This window comes from Paenibacillus sp. JCM 9796, from assembly GCF_055379675.1.
The window spans coordinates 3,922,500-3,942,012 of sequence record NZ_AP043723.1 but is presented as its reverse complement, the minus strand read 5'-3'; the positions used below and the strand labels follow the sequence as shown (position 1 = coordinate 3,942,012).

Annotated in this window: 18 protein-coding genes; 1 reads left to right on the top strand and 17 read right to left on the bottom strand. The window is 49.6% G+C overall.

The features are described from left to right. Nucleotides 1–55: 55 nt before the first annotated feature. The 6 genes from ACZ439_RS19090 to ACZ439_RS19065 all read right to left on the bottom strand — a co-directional run bounded on the left by ACZ439_RS19090 (nucleotide 56) and on the right by ACZ439_RS19065 (nucleotide 7,164). Nucleotides 56–1,093, bottom strand: a complete 1,038-nt coding sequence (locus tag ACZ439_RS19090; RefSeq protein WP_054796384.1) for an ABC transporter permease — start codon at nucleotides 1,091–1,093, stop codon at nucleotides 56–58. Continuing rightward, nucleotides 1,090–2,598: a sugar ABC transporter ATP-binding protein gene (locus ACZ439_RS19085; protein ID WP_219996653.1), complete on the bottom strand. Its 1,509-nt coding sequence runs from the start codon at nucleotides 2,596–2,598 to the stop codon at nucleotides 1,090–1,092. Before ACZ439_RS19085 ends, ACZ439_RS19090 begins: the two co-directional genes overlap by 4 nt. An 86-nt stretch (nucleotides 2,599–2,684) precedes the next feature. Further along, nucleotides 2,685–3,896, bottom strand: a complete 1,212-nt coding sequence (locus tag ACZ439_RS19080; RefSeq protein WP_230876088.1) for an ROK family protein — start codon at nucleotides 3,894–3,896, stop codon at nucleotides 2,685–2,687. A 199-nt stretch (nucleotides 3,897–4,095) separates the two neighbouring features. Beyond that, a complete protein-coding gene (locus ACZ439_RS19075) occupies nucleotides 4,096–5,400 on the bottom strand; it encodes a nucleotide sugar dehydrogenase (RefSeq protein ID WP_464620045.1) in 1,305 nt (434 codons plus the stop codon). A 20-nt stretch (nucleotides 5,401–5,420) separates the two neighbouring features. Next, nucleotides 5,421–6,116 (bottom strand): DapH/DapD/GlmU-related protein, encoded by a 696-nt coding sequence (locus ACZ439_RS19070; RefSeq protein ID WP_141335627.1) that lies wholly within the window; start codon nucleotides 6,114–6,116, stop codon nucleotides 5,421–5,423. A gap of 61 nt (nucleotides 6,117–6,177) precedes the next feature. Then, complete coding sequence (locus ACZ439_RS19065; RefSeq protein WP_054799199.1) at nucleotides 6,178–7,164, bottom strand: glycosyltransferase; 987 nt, start codon at nucleotides 7,162–7,164, stop codon at nucleotides 6,178–6,180. 172 nt (nucleotides 7,165–7,336) lie between these two features. On the opposite strand from ACZ439_RS19065, the gene ACZ439_RS19060 reads away from it, so the two are divergent. Next, nucleotides 7,337–8,350 (top strand): DUF4855 domain-containing protein, encoded by a 1,014-nt coding sequence (locus tag ACZ439_RS19060; protein ID WP_054796390.1) that lies wholly within the window; start codon nucleotides 7,337–7,339, stop codon nucleotides 8,348–8,350. Between the two features lie 57 nt (nucleotides 8,351–8,407). Here ACZ439_RS19060 and ACZ439_RS19055 read toward each other — a convergent pair whose 3' ends face one another. From ACZ439_RS19055 to ACZ439_RS19005, 11 genes are all read right to left on the bottom strand, one after another. Further along, on the bottom strand, nucleotides 8,408–8,824 hold the full coding sequence (locus tag ACZ439_RS19055; protein ID WP_127604774.1) for a hypothetical protein: 417 nt from the start codon (nucleotides 8,822–8,824) through the stop codon (nucleotides 8,408–8,410). A gap of 23 nt (nucleotides 8,825–8,847) precedes the next feature. Then, nucleotides 8,848–9,837 (bottom strand): glycosyltransferase, encoded by a 990-nt coding sequence (locus ACZ439_RS19050; RefSeq protein WP_464620044.1) that lies wholly within the window; start codon nucleotides 9,835–9,837, stop codon nucleotides 8,848–8,850. After that, nucleotides 9,834–10,793: an NAD-dependent epimerase/dehydratase family protein gene (locus ACZ439_RS19045; RefSeq protein WP_464620043.1), complete on the bottom strand. Its 960-nt coding sequence runs from the start codon at nucleotides 10,791–10,793 to the stop codon at nucleotides 9,834–9,836. The genes ACZ439_RS19050 and ACZ439_RS19045 overlap by 4 nt, the downstream gene beginning before the upstream one ends. Beyond that, nucleotides 10,790–11,854, bottom strand: coding sequence for a Gfo/Idh/MocA family protein (locus ACZ439_RS19040; protein ID WP_054796394.1), 1,065 nt, complete (start codon nucleotides 11,852–11,854; stop codon nucleotides 10,790–10,792). Before ACZ439_RS19040 ends, ACZ439_RS19045 begins: the two co-directional genes overlap by 4 nt. After that, nucleotides 11,851–12,963, bottom strand: a complete 1,113-nt coding sequence (locus tag ACZ439_RS19035; RefSeq protein ID WP_127604782.1) for a DegT/DnrJ/EryC1/StrS family aminotransferase — start codon at nucleotides 12,961–12,963, stop codon at nucleotides 11,851–11,853. The genes ACZ439_RS19040 and ACZ439_RS19035 overlap by 4 nt, the downstream gene beginning before the upstream one ends. Beyond that, on the bottom strand, nucleotides 12,960–13,964 hold the full coding sequence (locus ACZ439_RS19030) for a CgeB family protein (protein WP_201318135.1): 1,005 nt from the start codon (nucleotides 13,962–13,964) through the stop codon (nucleotides 12,960–12,962). The genes ACZ439_RS19035 and ACZ439_RS19030 overlap by 4 nt, the downstream gene beginning before the upstream one ends. Before the next feature lie 92 nt (nucleotides 13,965–14,056). Continuing rightward, nucleotides 14,057–14,647 carry a glycosyltransferase family 2 protein gene (locus ACZ439_RS19025; RefSeq protein WP_054796396.1) on the bottom strand — a complete coding sequence of 197 codons (591 nt, stop codon included), beginning with the start codon at nucleotides 14,645–14,647 and terminating at the stop codon, nucleotides 14,057–14,059. Beyond that, nucleotides 14,640–15,746 (bottom strand): glycosyltransferase family 2 protein, encoded by a 1,107-nt coding sequence (locus ACZ439_RS19020; protein ID WP_464620042.1) that lies wholly within the window; start codon nucleotides 15,744–15,746, stop codon nucleotides 14,640–14,642. Before ACZ439_RS19020 ends, ACZ439_RS19025 begins: the two co-directional genes overlap by 8 nt. Nucleotide 15,747: 1 nt before the next feature. Beyond that, nucleotides 15,748–16,509 (bottom strand): glycosyltransferase family 2 protein, encoded by a 762-nt coding sequence (locus ACZ439_RS19015; RefSeq protein ID WP_054796398.1) that lies wholly within the window; start codon nucleotides 16,507–16,509, stop codon nucleotides 15,748–15,750. A gap of 205 nt (nucleotides 16,510–16,714) precedes the next feature. Then, a complete protein-coding gene (locus ACZ439_RS19010) occupies nucleotides 16,715–17,734 on the bottom strand; it encodes a zinc-dependent alcohol dehydrogenase (protein ID WP_230876075.1) in 1,020 nt (339 codons plus the stop codon). Between the two features lie 54 nt (nucleotides 17,735–17,788). Then, on the bottom strand, nucleotides 17,789–19,513 hold the full coding sequence (locus tag ACZ439_RS19005) for a methyl-accepting chemotaxis protein (protein WP_054796400.1): 1,725 nt from the start codon (nucleotides 19,511–19,513) through the stop codon (nucleotides 17,789–17,791).

Below are 19,513 nucleotides of genomic sequence, written 5' to 3'. Positions count from 1 at the left end.
CTTCCTGCTCCACGAACGACGATACGATCCCCCCTTTATGTAATCAAAGCCCTTATTAAAGACCCGACCACTGCTGTTTGATCCGCTGCTTCAAGCCCTGGGTTGTAAACAATACGGCGACTACAATAATGACCCCTTTCGCTATTTGCTGATTGAAAGGAGAGACGCCCAGCAGATTCAGAAGATTCGCAACCATGGCTAATAAAAGAACCCCGGCAACCGTGCCTGCGACACTCCCGCGCCCGCCCATTAAACTGGTGCCGCCGATGACAACGGCAGCTATGCTGTCCAGCATAATGAAGCTGCCCGCTGTCGGATGGCCGACATACAGCCTGGCGGTCGTCATTAATCCGGCGAGCGCTGCCGACAAACCGCTAACCGCATAAACTGCAAGCAGGATCCGGGTCGTTCTCACGCCGGAAAGACGCGCCGCCTCCAAGCTTCCGCCAATCCCGTAGACAAATCTGCCGAATGGCAAATAACGCAGAACGATTCCGGCGAGTACCGCGCTTAGTATAAAAAGCAGAACCGGCCCGGGTATGCCCGCTATTTTGCCGTTGCCAAGCAGCTCGATCATGGCGCTGTTAGCCTTGAAGTCGATAGGCGTTCCTTTGGTCAGAAGCAGCGCAACGCCATTGCCTGCCGCCATCGTCGCAAGCGTCATAATGAACGGTTGAATGCCTAGAAACGTGGCCCCGATTCCGTTAATCAGGCCACCGCATACGCCGATGATCAGCGCGATCAGGATGGCTCCCGTTACGGGAATCCCTTGCTTGATCATCGTGGCGAATGTAACCCCGACGACAGCGAGAATGGCGCCTACGGAAAGATCGATACCGCCCGTCAGGATGACAAAGGTCATGCCGACAGCCACTACGCCGGTTATGGAAGCCTGACGCGCCACATTGATCATGTTCTGCAAGTTATAAAATTCCGGCGCCAGGATGGCGGTGAGAATAAACATGACGATAAAAAGAAGGAGAGTCACCTGATAATTTTGCATCACTTGGAAGACCATCTTACCGCTGCCTGCATGGCTCTTGGGTACAACTGCGCTTTCATGATTCACCTGATGATTCGCTTCGCTTTTCACTGTGTCATCCCTCCTACGGCATATTTCATAATCGTTTCCTCGGAAGCGGACTGTCGATCCAATTCTCCGGCGATCTGTCCTTTATGCATGACAAGAACGCGATGGCTATTTTCTAAAATTTCAGGCAGCTCGGACGATATTAAAATCACACCCATGCCCTGCTCGCAAAGCTCCCGGACGACTTTATATATTTGTGCCTTGCTCCCGATATCTATCCCTCTGGTCGGCTCATCCAGGAGGAGAATGCCGATGCCTGTTTCCAGCCACTTGGCCAGAACGATCTTCTGCTGGTTGCCGCCGGATAAACTCCCGACGAGAATCCCCAATCCCGGCAATTTGATCTGCAGCGATTCCACATAGCGGTTGGCAACGATTCGTTCTTTGCGGCGGTGTATCCATTTCGGCTTTGAACAGGCCATGAACATATTTTGCAGCGCGGAAAGATTTTTGAACAATCCCTGGCTCCCGCGGTCTTCGGGAACCAGGCCAATCCCGTTATCGACCGCTATTCTCGGGGAGGCGATTTTGATCTCGCGCCCGCGAACGAATATTTTGCCGGCGTCTATCGGATCTGCTCCGAATATCGCTCTGGCCAGCTCGGTTCGGCCTGCCCCTCTTAGACCTGCAATTCCTAGAACCTCCCCTTCGTAAAGGGAGAAATGGATATCCTTAAGGACCCCTCTTCGGGACAGCCCTTCGACCCGCAGCAGCTCCCGACTTTTCTCATGGCCCGACCTGCCCGCGGGGGCACTGCTGATATGACGTCCCACCATCTTCCCGACCAAATCGTCGGGATTCGTCTCTTCCATGCTGCCTGCGTCGATCTGCTGCCCGTCCTTCAAGACTAAATACCGGTCCGCCAAGCCGAATATTTCATTCAATCTGTGGGAGATGAAGATGACGCAGACGCCGCGCTCCTTCAGCATCCGCACAATGTGAAGCAGCCTATCCACATCTTCTCCGCCCAGGACGGCAGTCGGTTCGTCCAAGATCATAACACGCGCATTCCGGTAAAGCGCTTTGGCGATTTCAAGCATTTGCTTCTCGGCTATACTAAGCGCGGAGACAGGCTTCTCAACCGGCAAATGCACGCCGAACTCGCTAAGGAACCGCTGCGCTTCCTCTTGCAGCGCTCTCCAATTGATGAAGCCTTTCGTCTGGTGATAACTGGTAAAGAATAGGTTTTCGGTAACGGAAAGATGAGGAAATAAATTAAGCTCTTGATACACGGTTACAATCTCGTTTTTCTCGGCATCGAGAGGGGTATGAAATTCCACTTGCCGGCCGCTCATGAATATTTCGCCGGTATCGGCTTTAATGGCGCCGGAGAGAATTTTGATTAACGTCGATTTACCGGCCCCATTCTCTCCGACGAGAGCCAGGATTTCGCCGGAATTCATCTTCAAATTGACGTTATGTAACACTTTAACGCCGGAGTAACTCTTTGAAATATTTCGCATTTCCAAGAACGGGGTTCCTTGAACATCATCGACCTGTTTATTCACCACAAGACACCACCCTTTATTTTCCACAATGTCTGTATCATGGGATGTAACCGGTTACAATTGATTGAATGTGTGTAATCCAATGTTCACTTGTAAGTAAAGGTCAGTTCTCTGTTAACAAACGGCATATGCATAATTTCATTGAACGTTAATACTGCTGCTCCTACAATGCCTGCTTGCTCCCCTAATAAAGAATGCTGAATGGACAGGTTGCGAGTCGTTAACGGCAAGGACCGTTGATAAACCGCCTGCCTGATCGAGGCTAACAGCACATCGCCTACCTGCGATACCCCGCCGCCGATCAACACCAGGGCCGGATTAAAAAAATTAACCAAACTCGCCAGCACATTCCCGATAGCCGTGCCGCCTTCCCGCATAAGCTCTACGGCAACCGGGTCCGATTCTTCCACCGCCTTCCTGACATCCGCCAAGGTTAGCTTTTTCTTCTCGGCAAGGATCGCAGCTAATAATTCACTTTGACCGTCCCGCGCCATCTGCTCGGCTCTTGCGGCGATGGCCCTCCCTCCGGCAAGCGCTTCCAAACATCCCCGGTTTCCGCAATAGCAAAGAAAGTCATGGCCGATATTGATATGTCCGACATTCCCTGCACACTCCGTGGAGCCTCGATAAATGTGCCCGTTACAGATGATGCCGGCTCCAATGCCGTTGCCAATCTTCAAGAAGATTAAATTATCGACCTTGCTGTCCTGCTCAAGCATTTGCTCCCCGAGAGCCATCGTATGTACATTGTTGTCTACGTATAAGGGACATTCAAAGTGCTGCGCCCAAAATTCGCGGATCGGATACCGATCCCATCCGGGCATAATGGATAGCGATGCCGGCAGGCCCCGACTGTACTCAACCGGACCCGGCAAACCCATTCCAATTCCTTTGACCTGGGATCGTTCAATCCCTTTGTTCCGGAGCAAGGCAAGAACCAAATCTTTGATTTGCTCAAGCACCGCCGCCGGTCCTGCGGCCACATCGATATCGTTAGACGATTCGGATATCAGAATATTGCAGTTCAGGTCTGTTATGCCGACTCCCGCATGCGTGGATTCCAGATCGATAGCCGCGATATAGCCCGCTTCAGCGTTAAAGGATAGAAGCTGCGGCTTGCGTCCGCCTGTGGAGGGGCCTCTGTCTGATTCCAGCGCCAAATGATTTCGAAGCAAGATTTCGGTATGTTCCGTGATGGTTGCCAGGCTATAGTTGGTTAGCCGGACAAGTTCCGCTTTGGATACCGGCTTCCGGCTGCGTCGAATCGCCTGAAGCACTTCAAGAGTTACCCGAGGCATATTCACGTTGCGACCACTCCTTAAAGTCGACTTTGGTTGAAGATTTGTTTATTTTATTGGTTATTTCTAAAATATATCGATAACTTTTTACAGTCAATATAAAAAAGTCCCTCATTTTCCCAAAAAAGATGCTCAAAAAAAAGACCCGCCAACAGGGCGGGGGGGTTTGCGCCATTAGCGGCTTCATCCGGGAGCATCGTTATTTCCCCGCTCCCATGCGGTACACATGATGCTTATCCTGCACACCGGCCGTAGCGTTTCGGGTATCAAACACAAGCGGCGCATGCTCGATGATTTGGTCGAGCGGAATGACGGAATGGTCCGTAAAAATAATGACACAGTCTGCGCTGCGAAGCGTATCCTCATCGATTTCGACACTCGTATAGCGCTGACCGTTCACTTGAATTTCAGGAATAAACGGATCATGATAGGAGACCGGGAATTCCGCTTCCGCAAGCAAGTGAATGAGGTCAAGCGCCGGCGATTCCCGGACGTCGTTAATATCTTTTTTATAAGCGACGCCATAAAGAAGAATGCTGGCATGCTCCGGTGCGGACTGCTTGGCAAGTATAGCCTTCACACGGTTCATGATGTAGGACGGGATGGAGCGGTTGATTTCATCGGATAGCTGGATGAACTTGCTTTCGGTACCGAACTTCTGGGCCTTCCACTGTAAATACAACGGATCTACCGGAATACAATGTCCGCCGATTCCCGGACCGGGATAATAAGCGGTAAATCCGAACGGCTTCGTTTGGGCCGCCTCGATTACTTCCCATACATCGATGTTCATCTTATCGCAAATTGCCGCTATTTCGTTCATGAAGCTGATGTTGATTAGACGATGGGAATTTTCCAAGAGCTTCGTAAGCTCCGCTACATCCGGAGAAGAGACTCTCACAACCTTATCAAAGACGCTGCTATACAGGGCTTGGGCACATTCTACACAGGTAGCGGTTAGTCCGCTTACTATTTTTGGTATTTGCTCCACTTTATAGTCTTTGTTTCCGGGATCGATTCGTTCCGGCGAGTAACCGATGTGGAAGTCGATGCCGGCTGTCAAGCCGCTTTCCTTCTCCAGCAAGGGCTGCAGAACTTCCCGCGTCGTTCCCGGATACGTGGAGCTCTCCAGAATGACCATCTGGCCTTTGTGCAAAAACTTGCCGATTTCTACAACGGCCTTCTCTAATATCGTAAGATCGGGGGAATGGGAAGCGTTAAGAGGTGTGGGGACACAAATAATAATCGCATCGGCCTCTGCGACTTTCTCATAACGATCGGTAGGATGATACCGCTCTGTCGCCAGGCTCCATCGCAATTCTTCGTCTTGGACATCAGGCAAGTAGCTGACACCCTGGCGCAGCCCTTCAATTTTTTTCGGGTCCACATCAACGCCATAAACGGTATGACCTTTATTTACAAACAGAAGGGCCAACGGAAGCCCTACATATCCTTGACCGATTACTGCTATTTTTTGAAACGGACGATCTATGCTGCTGGGCACGAAACTACCTCCTTGTTAAATTATTTTATAGGTCTGCCGGGATTACCGACGTAGGTTTGCCCGGATGGAACATCCTTGGTAATGACCGCTCCCGCACCTACTATGGCCTCTTCGCCGATTGTGATACCCGGTAGTAACGTGGCGTTATTTCCGATTCTCGCCCGTTGTTTAATAATGGGGCCTTGGTGATGATAGTTGCCCCGTCCCATATATTTATCATTGGCGGTCGAGCAGCAGGGACCGATAAATACATCATCCTCAATAATCATGTCGCTTGTAATGTAAGATGAGGTTTGGACGGTGACACGTTTCCCTATCGTCGTCTTCGGTTCGACAATGACATTTCGACCAATAATGCTGCTCTCCCCAACCGTAACGCGTTCTCGAATACTGGCCATATCCCCGACAAGAACATCGTTCTCCAAGGCTACCCCGGCATAGATGACGACTCCGCAGCCGATTTTCACATCATCGCCAATGAGAAGCGGAGGCAGGTCTGCAGCCGGCTTCAGCGCCATTTTTTTGTTGGACGCAGGGCCCTTTCCGAGTACGGACAAATCGCCGATTTGAACGCCGCTGCCGATTTGCGTACCGCTTTTAATGACCACATGGTTTCCGATCGTTACATCGTCCCCTATCGTGACATCCGGTTCGATGACAACATGAAGGCCGGTCGTTACGTTTTTCCCATAACTAATTTGCTGTCCTTGATCCATGAATATTGTCTCCTTTTCAATCCTCATCTGGATGCGCATGCCGGACAATTTCCAACGGCGCTTACTGGATTTTCGAATAAATCTCAAGCAGCTTGGGGATTACATGTTCTACGCTGTGATATTTCTCGACATAAGCCCGGCTTGCTTTTCCGATACTATGGCGAAGTTCAGGGTTATGAAGAAGATGAAGGAGCACATCGCGAATCGTGTCGGGATTGGCTACCACGATCGGCAGATCCGGAGGAAATTTGCTTTTGACATCTTCCCTTACGTAAGCTACAACCACTTTTCCCATGGCCATCGCTTCGACGCTAAGCATGCCGTAGGTGCCGCATAAAATTTGATCCACGATAATATCGGCGTTCAAATACGACTTCATCGCTTGCTGGTGGCTCATGTTTTCTACGGCAAAGTAGGTGAAGTTATGGGTTAGCTTCAGTTCCCCTACCGCCTTCTCAATATAGTACGATCCTTTAAATTCCCTATTCGTAGGAGCGTGAATAATAACCGGATTGAGATTATCCGGCGATGGATAAACATAAGGAAATTTCTGGTAGTCACAAACGAGAGGAAGCACATGAACATGTTCGTAATAATCCGTGACATACGGATATATCTCGTAGTCCTGCACAATCGCGTGTTTCATATATTTACTTAAAAATGTCAGGTTCTCGTGTATCGTTTCATCCGTCATATAGCTGGGGGGAATGGGATAAGGATTCATCATTAAGGCGCCCTTGACCGTCCGGACGTCATTCCCCCAATGATGCATCACCATTTTCTTCCCTCTCTCGTGAATAAGCGGCACATCATAGTTATTGGCGACAAAGGTGTTGCCGTTATGAAAATGAAACAAATCTACATAGTTCACCAGCGGGTCTATCAGTTTAATTAATTCATAGGCATCCGTATTGATCACGCTGCCGATATAATTCAAGTAGGATTGGAACCAATTGTATCCGTTTGCCTTATACCCAGCTTGCCTTAAGCCGCTTACCAACGCCCTCATCTGCCCCGCTATCTCTGTCGGCGCATGAACAATGATCATATGTTGCCTCCTTCACGAAGTTATGGATAAATAATCAATACTAGAATTTATTCAAGTCTAACAATAATCGCCTGTACTCTCGTAAAAAATGGTTTGTTGTGTAGGTCATCAACATTTTTAGAAACATACTATTTAATATCAATACAAACCTTATAAAATTAGGAGTGAAAAGATGGTTCCAACATCCTCAAGCGGATACTTATCGCCGAGCGCTTACGACTTACGCAATCAGGTATGCATGATTCCATGCGGAGATTTCTTAAACGGCACCCCGCTCAAATGGAGTGACGAGCAGCTGAAGTACTACACAGGTTATATACTAAACGGACAACCGATCGACAGCATGTTTAAAGGGTTTATTTTCAATGGATACCAGGCCCGGGAAAGTCATTCCATCCATCCGTTGTTTATCGGCTTTGCCGAGCCTTCGGACATGACGGATTGGCTGAACTGGATTGATGCTTTGTTTGCCCCTGAAGCAAATTTGCATGCCCTGCATCGTTTATCCGGAAACGACAAAATGGATGTTTGGATTTCTTTTCCTTATCCCCATCCCTTCCAGAGAAGCTTCGGCGTCGTTCAAGGGCGTAATCTTGATTTCGAGTCGGACATCGACCGTCTAACCGCTATCCAATGGTGGCTGGATCAGCTGCTGGACCGTTGGCGGGAACATTCTCATCTTCACGATAAGCTGGAATTAAGAGGATTTTTATGGCAAAGGGAAGTGATTGACGGCGATGATGAAATGCTTGTGAAATGGATTAACGCTGCCATCCATGCGAAGAAGCTTCTTAGTATGTGGCTGCCCAATTATGGCTCCGGCGGCCTTATCGATTGGCAGGTATTGGGGTTCCACGTGACAGCCCTGCACTCCAACTATAGTGGAAATTCCAGCTTTGATGCCGGTTGGATAAACAATGCTTGCTTATTTGCCAAATATTTCAAAACAGGCATCCAGGTGACCTGGGGCAAAGGCTTGATGTATAACGATACGCATCATCTCGACTACTTTAATCGGGGCTTGGAAGATCAAAACAGCTATATGAACGAATCGTTCCTTGTGTATCAATTTCAGAATCAGACGCTGGAATCGATCTATAGGAATGATCTCGCAGGTTATATCCAGCTCTATTTGTTTGTTAAAGGTCTATATCAGAAAATCAATTACCCCGGCATTAGCTACTGATTTTCTCGCATCGCAAAGAGCCGCCATCCGGCGGCTCTTTTGCATGCTGATCTCGTATTAAACTGTTTTTACGATGAGGTAGGGCGGGTGTTCTTCGGACAACAATACCGGATCAAGGCTGTGTACACGCACATATACCCCATGGTTTTCCAAGCTGTGACTGCGCCAAGGATGAGCAAGATGTTCCAGCGCAAAGCTGCCTTCCTTCGTTTCGGAACAAAAATAACCTTTGCTTCTTGCTTGCGTATAGACAGGACGGACATGCGTAACCGATTGCTCATCCCACGCTGCGACGATTTCGTGCAAATCGAGACGCACCTCCGAGCTCACCTCAGGTAAAGGGACGTACAAGATCATCGAGGTGACTTCCATATCCGAGGGGATTCCCGCTATATTAAAGGAAACGTACATCTCGTTGTCCTGGACAAATAAGCGATTAGGAATAAAAAACATGGATTTCTCTAGGGAGTCCACTGTTAATCCTCCATTTCCCTCCATTAAGAAGGCAGGTTATCATAAATCTGCTCCAGCCTATCGACCACAACTTCCTTGGCATGATATTTTTCTGCATACTCCCGCCCTTGCAAGCCCCTCTCCACTCGAAGCGCGGGGTTCTCGAGAAATGACTGAATAGCTGTGAGCACATTATCCGGGTTCGCATTCATAATCGGCAGCTGAGAAGGAAACTGAGCGACGATATCGTTCCGAATATAGGCAATAACCGGTTTCCCCAGCGCCATCGCTTCAACGCTAAGCAAGCCGTAGGAGCCGCAGCGAATCTGGTCGACGATCAGGTCGGCCTCCCGGTAAAGCCGAATCGCCTCTTCATGATTCAAGTGCTGAATACGCCGATATTCAAAGCTATACGATTTCTGCAGTTCCTGAATCGCCGCTTCGATGGCCATCGTCCCTTTGAATTCGGGGTTTGTCGGCGCATGAAGAATGAGCGGCCTCTTGACATCGTTCTTAGGGTAAAACGGAACGATTGGCGTAAGATCGATGGAGATCGGCACGACATGAACTTTCTTATAATAAGGCTGGGCATAGGCGTAAACCTCATAATCTTGTACGATCGCTTCGTCCACATACCGGCTGATTCGGGTCAATCGGTGGTGTATCACTTCATTTGCCGGAGAATCGCCCGTATACACATACGGATTATGAACTCGTGCCTTATCATGAAATCGGATGTCGTTTCCCCAATGATGCATGATCATTTTTTTGCCTTTATGCTTAATGATCTCGAGATCCTGATAATCGGGAAGAAGACTGGTCGCGTAATGGAAATGAAACTGATCAAAGAAATTTACGATGTGCTTATGCGTCTTTTGAATTTCATCCGGGTTCGTATTCACGAGATGATCCTTGTAGCCCAAATAGGAATGAAAGATGTTGTAGCCTGCAGCCAAATGTCCTCTTTTTTTTTGCTCTCCGCTCAGAATCCCCATTTGCCCGGCAATCTCAATCGTTCCGTGAAAGATTTTCATTCGGAACGGTTCCCCCTTTTTATCCACTCTTTTGTCTTTCGCAGACCCTCGGCCAATCCGGTCTTAGGCACCCAGCCTAAGGTACGGCGCAGATAATCGGCATCCAGACAGCGACGGTAAACGACATCCACGGCCCGCTTCGGATGATAGACCAGCTGCGGGGAGGACAAGCCGCTTATGTCCGATATGATTTCGGCCAACCGGTTCACGCTCGTCTCCTCTCCCGTTCCGACATTAAACACCCTTCCTATAGCGCCTGTATGAAGCCCTGCAGTCAGAAGCGCATCAATGGCATCATCGGCGTACGTGTAATCCCGCGTTTGCGTACCGTCGCCATAGATCATGAAGGGCTGACCCTGAGCGGCCGCCTCGAAAAATTTGGCCACCACCCCGCAGTAAGGGTTCGTCGTTAATTGACCGGGCCCGTAGACGTTAGACAACCGGAGAACCGATATGGGCATTTGATACATATGGTGAAAAACTTGACAATAATGCTCCATGGAAAATTTGCTGGCTGCATAAGGAACCGACGTCTGGTAACAGCTCTCGGGTGTTGGAAGAACGTCGGCATTCCCGTAAACCGATGCTGTCGACGTATACACGAAACGCTGCAAGTGCGGGCAGGCTTCCTTCGCTTTTTTCAACAGCAAGTATCCTCCATATAAATTGACGTGCAAATCGTCGTCCATATTTTGCGCGGACTTGACCAAATTCCTGCAAGCCAAGTGATAAATATGAGTGGTTCGGGGCAATACCCGCTCCAACAGCTGTTCATCCACATAGGAAGCTTCAATGAACGTCAGCCGTTCCGAGACGGGAAGGTTCTCCCGCCTGCTCGTTGAACAGTCGTCAATCACCGTCACGCTTTGCGAAATCGGAAGCAGCTTGCGCAGAAGCCGAGATCCGATAAAGCCTGCTCCTCCTGTCACGAGCACATGACCAAAGGTATTTTTCATTGCCATCCCTCATTCGCCATCATCCCTGTAGAAAATGAGGTTAAGGGTACCTGTACGGCTTGTTGCGTTCGAACGGAATCGTACAACGCAAATATGAGCTCGAGCGCCTTCTTCCCTTCGGAGGCATGAATGACCATGGCGTTTGCGTTTCCTTCCTCGGCTTGAATAAACTGTTCGTACATGAGAAGGTGCTCATCCGAATCGTTGCTCCCGGCTGGAGCTTCGAGCGTTGGATCGTCAAACGACCATTTGCGTATCTCGTTGAGCCCGATTCCTCCGATACATACCGTTCCTTTATTTCCGAAGAGCGTGATGCTGTTGTCATAATTGCTCGGGTAAGTCAAGGTGTTCGCTTCAATGATGCCGATTGCGCCATTGTTAAATTTAACGATTCCGGCAGCAACGTCCTCCGTTTGCTTGGGCAATGGACCGCGGAGCATACTGCCAAACACCTGGTTGTAATCCCCCATGAACCACTGCATCAGATCGACGAGGTGGATGCCCTGGTTGAGCAGCATGCCGCCGTCTTGATCCCATGTTCCTCTCCACGGGGCCGCTTCGTAATAGGCCTGCGATCTTTGCAGCCTCATGGAGATAACGCCCAGATAAAGAGTGCCCATAGCCCCGGCATCTATGAGCTGCTTCAACCGCTTCATGATCGGCTTATACCTCAATTGGTGGCACATGTGCACACAAACCTGATGCAGCTCCGCATGCTTCACGATCTCATCCGCATCGCGAAGGGAAAGGGCCATCGGCTTCTCAAGAATGACGTGCTTTCCCTTCGCAATCGCCGCTTTGGCCAATTCGGCGTGCAGCGCGGAAGGAGTGGCGATGATGACCGTTTGAACGCTTGCATCCTGCAGCAGTTCGGCAAGGTCCTGATATTTGGCTACCTCCGATTTCGAACCCGAGAGCTTCCTATACTCCTGTTCAATTTCATCCATGCGTTCCACCCGAACGTCGCAAAGGGCTGCCAGTCGGGCGCGATCGCATTTGGCAAGCGAAGCGATATGCCTGTCGGATATTCGTCCACAGCCGATTATACCAAACCCCATCATGGCTTTAATTCTCCTTTTAAGCCGATTAATACGTCGATTACCTGGTCTTGCTCGCTCTCTAAAAGGAAGGGGCTCATCGGCAAAGCGAGCAGCTGCTCCGACAATCGTTCCGATACGGGATATGCACCGGGTCCGTAATGGAGAGACGCATAGGCTTCTTGAAGGTGAAGCGGACGCGGGTAATAAACGCCGCTCTGTATATCCTTGCGAGTCAGCGCTTCCTGCAGTTGATCCCGGTGTTCGGACTGTATGCAAAATAAATGGTAGATGTGCGACCGGTCCTGCGGTTCCGGGCCTACGCGCAAATACGGAAGATCCTTGAACGCTTCCCGGTAACGGACTGCCAGACGCATCCGTTCCTTATTCCACGAATCGATCTTCGATAAAGCAAGCTGGACGATGGCGGCATGAAGCTCATCCAACCGGCTGTTATAGCCGATCTCGCTATGATAATATTTTTTATTGCTGCCATGCTGACGGAGCCGGCGGATTCGCTGCGCTACCTCTTTATCAGAAGTCGTAATCAGGCCCCCGTCGCCGATCGTACCCAAGTTTTTGGTTGGAAAGAAGGAAAAACATGCCGCGTGACCGATGCTGCCCACGCGTCTTCCCTTATATTCGGCTCCGAACGCTTGACATGCGTCTTCGATCACCACTAATCCGCGCTTGTTCGCGATGCTCATCATTTCGTCCATATCTGCAGGCTGTCCGAATAAGTGAACGGGAATAATGGCCTTAGTTGCCGGCGTTATTTTTTCTTCGATACGGGCCGGATCAATGTTATAAGTTTGCGGATCAATATCGGCGAACACGGGGGTAGCGCCGACACGGGAAACGGCCTCTGCCGAAGCGAAGAACGTAAAGGGAGTCGTGATGACCTCGTCACCGGGCCCGATCCCGTAAGCATCCAGCGTAAGTACCAGAGCGTCCGTCCCGTTAGCAACGCCGATCGCGTCAGACACTTCCAAATAAGCGGAGATATCGCTCTCCAGACGTTGAACGTTCGGGCCGAGAATAAATTTACCCGAATCGATGGTATCGGCCATCGCTTGCAAGATGTCCTGCTTCATGGACTGAAATTGACGCACCAGCGGAACTAATTCAATCATCGACGAACTCTCCTTTTTTCCATTAAAGATTCATGAATCGCGGGCCAAACGTTCTCCATCCGATGAGCAAACGTATGGTTAGCCATGACTTTCTCCCGCGCCTGCTTGCCAATGAGCATCCGTTCTTCCGGACGACTCAAATAATAGCGCACAAGCTCTACGGTTTCTTCCTCGCCGGAACTGAGAACGAGTTCTTTCTTATCCTCAAACAGACTCTCCAATTCTTCCGTTCGGCTGGCTATCATAAAGGCGCCGGTGCCTAAAATTTCAAATGTGCGCTGCGTGACTTGATCTTGGGCGTTCTGAACGCCGAGCATAATTTTGCTTTTGTGATAAATGTCCGCCGTGTCCTTGTACGGCAAAAAACCATGATAACGATGAAGCGGTACGGAAGCGCCGAATTCCTTTACTTGAAATTCCCTGCTCTCCAACCAGTTGTTTCCCCAAACGTTGATTTCCACTTCGGTCGGAATAAGCGGAAATAATAATTGCTTCAGACTATCGTATCGGAAGGTTCGGGTTTCCAAATGTGTCGTGCCGACAAAAGAGACATCGTATACTTCTTCGGCGCTTTCCGGTTTAGGAGGAAACAAGCGCGGATTAAGAGCAAAATTGAAATATTCCGAGCCCATTCCCAGCTCGCGGTATTTGGGTACGCATTCCGGATGAATGGTCCAGACGATGTCCGGCTTGATGCGTTGAACAAACGGCAGCGATATGGCGTCGAAATGGATTTTGTCTTCCGTCGCCCAATAAATGTGCAGCAGTCCGTATTTTTCACACAAAGCCGGTATGACGTTCAGGGCAGGATTGAATACCGGTTTGTCGATGCCTACGGTAATTAACAGATCCGGCTTATAATAATCAATTCCCGCTTCAATCTCTCTCATATCCCACGAAGATTGGTAATATACTTGATGGCCCATTTGGCATAACGTATCTGCCAAGCTGTTGATATAGCAGGAGAGATGATTCAAAAAAAATATTTTGTATATCCTCAAATATGCTTCCCTCCTTACGCACGATTGCTTTCTTTGCAAGGTATGGGATTTCGTATGAAAAGGAAACGGCACACGCCGTTTCCTTTTTCTTCTCATGGCGTATGTGCAGCAACCCGTTCGATGGTGGAATCCGGATTTAACTTCACCTTACCGGCAATCATCAATAGATACCCGGCTTGGCTTGCGCGGGAACAATAATCATGAAACACACGATCGGCAAACAACTGCGGGGTCTGAAGGAAGCCGATTTTGTTGAGCAAGTCCCGCTTGAACAAGATGCAACGCTCCAACATATCCTCATTCGCGACATGCTTGTTTAGATGGATTTGGATTGGGATCAACGAAGGGCGGACGATACCGATATCGTCCTGACTGTTCAAACCTTGAAGCATACCGGACAACCAATTGCGTGAAGCCAGGACATCGTGTTTCAACAGAAGCAGATTCTCTCCGGTTGACAATCTTAAACCAAGATTGCAGGCATCGGAAACGGCATGCTTCCACGGCAATGAAACAAAAGTTATACGCTCCTTGCGGCAATATTCGTCCGTACCATCATTCGATCCATTGTCAATGACGATGATTTCATACGGAATGTCCGTATGGTTGCGAATGGAGGCGATGCATTTTCCGAGAAGCTCCTTCGCCATATGGACGGGAATGATTATACTTGTATTAGACACTTTCGTCGGCTCCTTCCTCGATGAGGTGACGTTGTCGCATGGAGTCGGTAAAGTGCAGCCGCGGACCGAAATTACCCATTAGCTCATGAAGGGCTTCCAGATGGTCCCCGAGTATGAGATGCTCAACGCGGTTTCCTGACCCGACATTTTGTTTACGGAGCCGGTTGCGGGTAATCACATCGACCGTAACCGGCGAACGGACAACGGACAGTCCTAAACGAACGGCCCTCTCCTGCGCAACAGGAGGGACAGCCAGTACGCTGGTTCCCAGCTTTTCGATCGCACGTCGTGAAAGCGCATGGGGGACGGCGGTTAGCGAATCCGCATGCAAATCCCGCCTTCCCAAACATATATTTAAAAACTGTTTGATATTAGAGACGGAATCCCTTCGTTCGAATGTCGGCAGCAGGGACGAAATCGGGTTCAGAACGACGTCCGCCCCCTTTTCAATCTCATAAATAAACGGCAGCAGCAGATCCACCCGAATCGTCATGTCCCCGTCCAAAAACAATATCATATCGGAATGTGACATTCTGGCTCCGACCGCTCTCCCTACATCGTAACCAAGCGCCGAATCGAAATGAACGACCGTTGCCTGGACGGGATGATTGCGGGCAACCTCGTAGCTATTGTCCGTAGACCCGTTAACAACTACAATTATTTCTTCAAACGGAAGACGCCTAAGCTCATTTAATTGAGCTCGCAACGTAGCAGCCTCATTCTTTACCGTAAGTACGCAACAGACCGACTTGGTTGTCGGAAGCAACAGATTCGAACTTATATCGATATTTGCCGTTTCGCAAAAACCGCGAATGAACCGTCCGCACGCGAGAGGGTAGCTTAACCGGGGCACGCGTCTGAATGCATGCTTCCCAAACCATTTGGCCCAGCGCACATTGATTGTGCGCTCCCATTGAATGTTCTCCGGCGGTTCCCCGTCGATCGATTTAGGCCAGAACCATCCGACCGAACGGCATCCTGCCGCATAAGCCCCTTTGTCCCAAGCTGTTTTTTTCAGGGAGTTTACGCTCTTTGCCGCAACGGGTTTGCGTAAGGGCCGCTTTTTTTTTACAGCTGCTTTTTTCGGTATGATCTTCATGCTAATCTCTCACCCTTTCCCGCTGCCTTCCGAGATCCGAACGGTTAGCACGAGAATCGCTTTGACTAAACAGCCAATGAATGGCTTCAAGATGATCCCCCACAATGAGCTGCGAGAGTGGATCAGGGGATTTCCTTCGTTTAGGATTGACCTTCCCGACATCTACAAAGCATGCCTGCGCGACATGAAGTCCGCTTGTCAGGGCTATCGCTTGAGCTTTGGGAGGGATGGCTAAATTGTCGCAGCCAATGACACGCAGTGCTTTTCGGCTAATGGCGTGCGGGATCGTTGTCATGGACGAAGCGCCCAGTTCGGATGACGAAAGCAAAGCGTTTAACACCCGCTTCGATAAAACGACATTATGCACATTTTTCGTATTCACACGGCCTTGGTATTTGTTTAAAGCGACGTCAGCCCCATTCTCTACCGCTTGGACAAACGGAGTGAGCAGATCGGTACAAATCACGATATCGCCATCCAGGAATAGGATAATATCGCCCCTGGCCTCCTTGGCTCCCAAGCTTCGCCCGACATCGTGTCCAAGCGCCGCCGAATAGCGGATCACCTTAGCCCCCATCTGTGCGGCAATTTCCGCCGTTCTGTCCGTTGCTCCGTTGACAACAACGATGACCTCCGATTCAGGATGAACGCTCCTGGCCTCCTCTATGACATAGGCAATCGTTGTCGACTCGTTCCTGGCTGGAATGACGACGGACAATTTCGGCTTCGCGACAGGGTCCCGCGGATTGAATTCATTTGTCATTCGGACACCTCAACTGGTCATAGTCTAATATGCTTTATATTATGGCAGTAACGAGGAGTTGAGACGGCTAGTGTACGTATTGTTTGGACAATTGTGGAAAAAGCGCATTTTTTTGCTTCCACTCCGGTAATTAATGGGCTTGTATAAAAAAAAGAGCCCCGCGAATAGGGCCCGGCCATACCTGTTTAGATCTCTTTCATCCTACTTAAGGTTGAATTAATACTTTCAACGATTGATCCGGATTTTCCATGTACTCGAATCCCTGTGCAACTTGATCCAGCTTAAGCTCATGTGAAATCATCGGCGAGATATCAAGCATTCCTTTCGCCATGAATTGAATCGCCGTTTCAAAATCCCCCGTGCTGTAGCATCGAGTTGTCGTCAAGGAAATTTCTTTAAAGTGCATGCTGGCCAAATCTACAGCCGGAGGCTGCTTGAACAAGCTGACCACGACGACCTGACCTTGAATTCTGACGGCTTCCACCATCAGGCTCACGGTAGCGGGTGTTCCGGCAACTTCAAATACGATGTCCGCCCCTACTCCTTGGGTAATCGTCCGGATTTCTTCCCCAACATTCGCGGTCTTGGCATCCAACGCTACAAATCCAAGCTCCTTCGCCTTGGACAGCCGATAAGGACTAATGTCCGACACGATAATTTCGCGGGCGCCCGCCAGCTTCGCCACCATGCCGATCATCAGACCAATGGGGCCGCCTCCCAAAATAACAACCCGGTCGCCAACTTTCATGTTGGAACGGCGCACCGAATGAACAGCTACAGCCAGTGGCTCCGTCAACGCGGCATGCGCATCCGACAAGCTTTCAGGAATGCGGTGCAGTCTGTTTAATGGAACGACAACATATTCGGCAAACCCGCCGTGGCCGTCAATGCCGATAAGCCGCAGCGTTTTGCATACATGGGTTTGGCCTGCCAAGCAAGCTTCGCAAGTCCCGCAGCTAAGCGTCGGCTCGATCACGACCCGCTCACCCGGAACAAAAGCGCTGTCGCCCGCAATTTCGACGATTTCACCGCAAAATTCATGTCCCATCGCTAACGGGGCCTTTGCTCTTGGATGTCTGCCGGCATAAATCATCATATCGGTTCCGCATATTCCGGCATAAGCTACTTTGATCAACGCTTCCCCTTGCTTGGGTGACGGTTTTTCCAATTCGCCTACCTGAACGTTTTTTGCGCCGAGAAAGAGTCCTGCTTTCATTGTCGCCATCACTAAACCTCCAAATTAAAATGTCGTCCTAGACTCCGCTCCGGCGAATTTCCTTCATCCTTGGGGAGAGACGGTAAAGCGGCTTGTTGCCTTATTCAATTCCTCGGATATGGCCAATATCGACTCGATGGAAACAATCACTTCGTTCATCGATTTCACCTGTTCCCCCGATGTGTTCGCATAGCTTTCCGTCGAATCGGATACCTCCACCGAGAAATTTTCGATTCTTCGCATCGATTGATCGATTTGATAGCTCCCGGCAGCCAATTCTTCGATGTTGGCCGACACCTCTTGAATGGAGCTGTTCATTTTATACACCCAATTGCGAATGTTTTGGAAAGCCAGACTAACGTTCTCCACCTTCTCCTGGCCGTCCAAAATCTCAGCCGCCCAAATTTGGATGGAATTCACGACAGTCAACGTGCCTGCCTGCATTTTGCCGATGTCCATTCGCACACGATCGGCCGCGCTCCTGCTGTTCTCGGCAAGCTTCCTCACTTCACTGGCAACCACAGCAAAGCCGAGACCCGCTTCACCCGCCCGAGCCGCTTCAATCGACGCGTTGAGAGCGAGCAGATTGGTTTCTTCCGCAATCTCCATGATCGTCGTGATCACCTGGTTGATATCCTTCGACAGCTGAGCCAAATTCCGAACGGACTCGGTCGATTGCATTACTTGCTGTTGAAGTCCGTTCATCTTATCGATCGCGTCGCGAACGGCGACATCCCCTTGGGCGGACACCGTTTCCATATCGAGTGCACGGCGGTTCATTTGGTCGACGTCGCCAGCCATTTGCTGCAAGCCCATGGACATTTCTTTCACAATGGCTGCGTCGCCCGAAACCATCTCGGATTGGTGCTTGAACCGTTCGGTAGAATGCTGCAGCCCTTGAAGAATAAACCGGGAAGAATTCCCGGTCAGAATCGCCGATTGTTTGATCTTGTCCGACACGTCGGATAAGGTTGAGACCGAGTTTTGGGCCTGATTAATAATAGAAGCTATGCTTTGTCTCATCTGTTCGGAGGCTAGTGCCAATTGGCCGAGCTCATCCTTGCGCTGAATGGAAATAGGCGCTGACAGATCGCCGGATCCCATCAGCTGGAACTTGCGAAGAAGTTCCTTGATCGGATTCACCATAGAAGACGTAATGATATAGCCCAGCGCGATGGAAATAAGAAAGGAGCCTGCGATAAATCCGATGGAAATAGCCGTAACTTTCTTATACATGGCAGAGGAGCTTAAATAAGACTGCTCCGCTTCCTCTTTATTCAGCTCGATAAAGTTGTGAAACGTTTGATCGATGCCTTCGACCTTATTCAGCATTTCCTTCTCGTAAATAAGCTGAGCACTGGCCTTCTGGTTTTGATCCGCCAATTCGGTCACTTTGTTGCCCTTCTCGGAGTAATTGACCCATAAGCCTTTGAACAGTTCAAGCTCCTTGACGTATTCCTCGGGCAAAGGCCGCAAAGCCATATTTTCCAGTAAAAGATCGATATGCTTCTGGTTTTCCATCATCTTTTCTTTTGACTTTATGCGTTCGTCCAAATTGGCAGTTAGCAAATAGTTGCCAAGATGCGTATTGATTCTATGAAAGGAACTGGAAATTTCCCCCAAATCCTTAATCGTGATCAGCTTGTTTTCATAAATATCCACAAGATTATTGTTGATTTTATGGCTATTCGTCAGTCCCAATACACCCGTAGCCAGTAAAATGATCAACACAAGCGCAAAACAAACCATAAATTTCAAAGAAATTTTAAGATGATGAAACCAGCTCAA

Excerpts from the sequence above, each read along its gene's own strand:
- ACZ439_RS19040 (WP_054796394.1), bottom strand. The coding sequence starts at position 11,854 with ATGATGGGGTTTGGTATAATCGGCTGTGGACGAATATCCGACAGGCAT.
- ACZ439_RS19045 (WP_464620043.1), bottom strand. The coding sequence starts at position 10,793 with ATGAAAAATACCTTTGGTCATGTGCTCGTGACAGGAGGAGCAGGCTTT.
- ACZ439_RS19050 (WP_464620044.1), bottom strand. The coding sequence starts at position 9,837 with ATGAAAATCTTTCACGGAACGATTGAGATTGCCGGGCAAATGGGGATT.
- ACZ439_RS19065 (WP_054799199.1), bottom strand. The coding sequence starts at position 7,164 with ATGATCATTGTTCATGCGCCGACAGAGATAGCGGGGCAGATGAGGGCG.
- ACZ439_RS19070 (WP_141335627.1), bottom strand. The coding sequence starts at position 6,116 with ATGGATCAAGGACAGCAAATTAGTTATGGGAAAAACGTAACGACCGGC.
- ACZ439_RS19015 (WP_054796398.1), bottom strand. The coding sequence starts at position 16,509 with ATGACAAATGAATTCAATCCGCGGGACCCTGTCGCGAAGCCGAAATTG.
- ACZ439_RS19020 (WP_464620042.1), bottom strand. The coding sequence starts at position 15,746 with ATGAAGATCATACCGAAAAAAGCAGCTGTAAAAAAAAAGCGGCCCTTA.
- ACZ439_RS19060 (WP_054796390.1), top strand. The coding sequence starts at position 7,337 with ATGGTTCCAACATCCTCAAGCGGATACTTATCGCCGAGCGCTTACGAC.
- ACZ439_RS19035 (WP_127604782.1), bottom strand. The coding sequence starts at position 12,963 with ATGATTGAATTAGTTCCGCTGGTGCGTCAATTTCAGTCCATGAAGCAG.
- ACZ439_RS19080 (WP_230876088.1), bottom strand. The coding sequence starts at position 3,896 with ATGCCTCGGGTAACTCTTGAAGTGCTTCAGGCGATTCGACGCAGCCGG.
- ACZ439_RS19010 (WP_230876075.1), bottom strand. The coding sequence starts at position 17,734 with ATGGCGACAATGAAAGCAGGACTCTTTCTCGGCGCAAAAAACGTTCAG.